Here is a 353-nt window from a genome sequence, read left to right as displayed (position 1 = left end):
TGGTATGGAGTCGGTTACGCAGGAAGCATGAAAGAAGGCTTCACCATTACCAATAAGGAAAAGACTCCGTGGGCTCCAATGATCCCACCAACCAGAGATGTTAAAGTGACCAAAGAGTGGCAAGACTCAGATGGCAACAAGATTGACGCGCCTGTAGACAGTGTCACAGTCGAACTCTATAAAGACGGCGTGGCAACTGGTCAAGTACAAGAGTTGACCAAAGACAACAACTGGACAGCTAGCTTTGAGCAACTGCCCGTCTCTGCGACCCTTGGTGGCGAAGCTCATCAGTACACCGTCAAAGAAGTTGGCGAAACATCAAACAGCATTTTACTTGCAGGCAAATGGTATGG

Annotated in this window: 1 protein-coding gene; it reads left to right on the top strand. The window is 48.4% G+C overall.

Going from position 1 to position 353, the window contains the following annotated elements; translation table 11 throughout:
- Positions 1-27 precede the first annotated feature (27 nt).
- Positions 28-353: Cna B-type domain-containing protein (locus tag B7725_RS00010; RefSeq protein WP_205012937.1), on the top strand; the 326-nt coding region annotated here is incomplete at its 3' end.

Source organism: Streptococcus oralis subsp. tigurinus (assembly GCF_002096275.1).
Lineage (GTDB): Bacteria > Bacillota > Bacilli > Lactobacillales > Streptococcaceae > Streptococcus > Streptococcus oralis_CN.
This window is presented reverse-complemented; position numbering and strand designations above follow the sequence as displayed.